Origin of the sequence: Streptomyces sp. NPDC058685 (assembly GCF_042714725.1) — a bacterium.
Classification (GTDB): domain Bacteria; phylum Actinomycetota; class Actinomycetes; order Streptomycetales; family Streptomycetaceae; genus Streptomyces.
On record NZ_JBHXSL010000112.1, the window covers coordinates 1 to 3,133 of the forward strand.

General features: G+C 73.3%; 1 protein-coding gene. It reads left to right on the forward strand.

The genetic code is table 11. The annotated features are described in order from the left end of the window. Positions 1-2,990, forward strand: a 2,990-nt coding sequence (locus tag ACFWU3_RS36385; protein ID WP_384445890.1) for an SDR family NAD(P)-dependent oxidoreductase, incomplete at its 5' end; no start/stop codon positions are given. Positions 2,991-3,133: the final 143 nt, after the last annotated feature.

Genomic DNA, 3,133 nt, shown 5'->3' on the forward strand with positions numbered 1-3,133 from the left:
CCGCGACCGTGGAGGCGGTCCTGCTGGAGGTGGTCGGTCTGAAGACCGGTTATCCGGCGGACATGCTGGAGTTGGACATGGACATCGAGGCCGACCTGGGCATCGATTCCATCAAGCGTGTCGAGATCATGGGCGTCCTTCAGGAGCGGTTCGGCGAGACCGTCTCCGCCGGTCCCGAGCAGCTCGCCGAGCTGCGGACCCTGCGCCACATCGTCGACTTCATGAGCGCCAGTGCCGCGCCTCAGGCGGCCACGTCCGCCGCTCCCGCCGCCGCGGCCCCGGACGCGGCCGGTGTCGAGTCCGTCCTGCTGGAGGTCGTCGGTCTGAAGACCGGTTATCCGGCGGACATGCTGGAGTTGGACATGGACATCGAGGCCGACTTGGGCATCGACTCCATCAAGCGTGTCGAGATCATGGGCGTCCTTCAGGAGCGGTTCGGCGAGACCATTTCCGCCGGTCCCGAGCAGCTCGCGGAGCTCCGGACGCTGCGCCACATCGTCGACTTCATGAGCGGCGGCGCCTCCGAAGCGGCTCCCGCAGCCCCGCAGACCGCCGCCCCCGCCGGTGACGAGCCCGCCGTGGCCAAGCCCGGTGGCGGCATCGGCCGCGCGCAGGCCGCGCTCGTCGACCTGCCCACCCCCGACCGGCTCGTCGGCGCGTACGCCGACGGCTCGGGAGCGCTCGTCGTCGACGACGGCGCCGAGCTCGCACCCGCCCTCGTGAACCGGCTCGTCGAGTCGGGCCGCCATGTGCACGTCCTGCGTCTCCCGGGTGTCGCCGAGCGCATCAGCGGCGTCAAGGACCACGCCCTGTCCGGCTGGGGCGTGACCGAACTGGCCGAGCAGATGGAGGAGATCCTCGCCGACCGCATCAGCCTGGTGCTCGACCTCTCCGCCGCCCGCGGCGCCGACTGGTCCGACGGTGTACGCCGCCTCGCCCACACGCTGCTCGCCGCCAAGCACGCCGTCCAGCCGCTGACCACCGCGGCCGCCTCCGGTCGGGCCGCCTTCGTCACCGTCACCCGGCTCGACGGCGCCTTCGGCCTCGGCGGGGTCTCCGAGGAACTCGCCCCCGCCGGCGGCTCCGCGGGTCTCGTCAAGACCCTGGCCGTGGAGGCCCCGGAGCTGTTCTGCCGGGCCGTCGACATCGCCCCCGCACTGAGCCCGGACGCCGGAGCCGCGCTGCTCCTCGCCGAGGTCGAGGACGCGGTCACGGACACCGTCCAGGTCGGCCTCGACGGCGCCCGCCGCGTCGGTCTCACCCTCGCCGAGCAGTCGCTGACCGCCTCCGACACCGAGACCGCGCCGCAGCTCACCTCCGAGGACCTGCTCGTCGTCACCGGCGGCGGCCGCGGCATCACCGCCGCCTGCGTCGTCGAACTGGCCAAGCGCCACCGGCCCGGACTGCTGCTCATCGGCCGCACCCCGCTGGAGGAGGAGCCCGCCTGGGCGCAGGGTGTCGACGCGCCCGCTCTCAAGGCCGCTGCCGCCTCCCACCTGAAGTCCGCGGGGGAGAAGCCCACCCCGAAGCGGGTCGAGCAGCTCTACCAGGCTGTCGTCGGCGCCCGCGAGATCCGCCGGACCCTCGCCGAGGTCGAGGCGGCCGGCAGCCGCGCCGAGTACCTCGCCGTGGACATCACCGACCCGCAGGCGACCGCCGCCGCGCTCGCCCCGCACAAGGCCCGCATCACGGGGCTGGTGCACGGCGCCGGCGTCCTCGCCGACCAGCTCATCGCCAACAAGAAGGCGTCCGAGGTCGAGCGGGTCTTCGCACCCAAGCTGACCGGACTGCGCGCCGTGACCGCGGCGCTCGACCCCGAGACCCTGCGGCACGTCGTCCTGTTCTCCTCGGTCGCCGGATTCTTCGGCAACCGCGGGCAGTCGGACTACGCCATGGCCAACGAGGTCCTCAACGCCTGGGCGTCGTCCTGGAAGCAGCGCCACCCCGCCGCCCGCGTCACCTCCCTCAACTGGGGTGCCTGGGACAGCGGAATGGTCTCCCCGGAGGTCAAGGCCGTCTTCCAGGAGCGCGGCATCACCCTGATCCCGGTGGACACCGGAGCCCGGATGTTCACCGAGCAGTTCGCCCCGGAGCGCGCCGGTGACGTCGTCACCGTGCTCGGCCCGACGACGCCCCTGTCGGAGCCGGAGCGGACCGCCACCACGGCCACCGTCACCGTCGAACGCCCGCTGGCGGCGCTGGAGACCGAGCAGATCCTCACCGACCACGTCATCGGTGAATCCCCGGTCCTCCCCGCGGTGGTCGCCCTCGGCTGGGCGATCGGCGCTGTGGAGCGCGCCGGCGGCACCGAGGTGCGCCAGGTGCGCGACTTCTCGGTGCACAAGGGCATCGTCTTCGACGCCGACCGGCCGGAGCGCATCAGCCTGTCGATGACCCACGACGGCGACAGCGTCCGTACCGCGATCCACGCCGTCGACGCGCAGGGCACCGCACGACCGCACTACGCGGCCGTCGTCACCCCGCAGGCCCCGGCCGCCGCGGCCACGGTCGGCGCACTGCCCGCGCTCGGCACCGGCCGCGACGCCGCCGAGCTCTACAGCGACGGCACGCTCTTCCACGGCCCGTCCCTGCGGGGCGTACGCCGGGTGCTCGCCGAGGACACGTCGGTGAACCGGCTGGTCCTGGAGTGCGCACTGACCGAACACCGCCCGGCCGGCGGCGCGTTCGCCGGCTCCCGTTTCGCGCCCGGCACGGCGGACCTGCTGCTCCAGGCGGGCCTCGTCTGGGTGCGGCTGTTCCGCGGCACCGCCGGGCTGCCCCTGTCCGTCGGCCGCGTGGACCTGCACCACCCGCTGCCCGACGGCGAGCCCTTCCTGATCGTGGTCGAGCCCGCCGCCACCGGCGGCAACGGCTCCGGCGCCTCGCTCACCGTCACCGCCTGCACTCCCGACGGACGGGTGCTCACCCGCTTCGACGGCGTATCCGTGGTCTCGGCCCCCCAGTTGGCGGCCAAGTTCATCAGCGGCTGATTCCGCTTCGTACCCGACGCAAGCGATCGGGTCGGCCCGGACGGCACACACCCGTGCCGGCGCCGCCGGCCCCCCCCCGCACTAAGGGGCGGCTAACGGCAAGTATGATCTTCGCGCAAGTTTGTGGAGGCTTGGCGGTGACC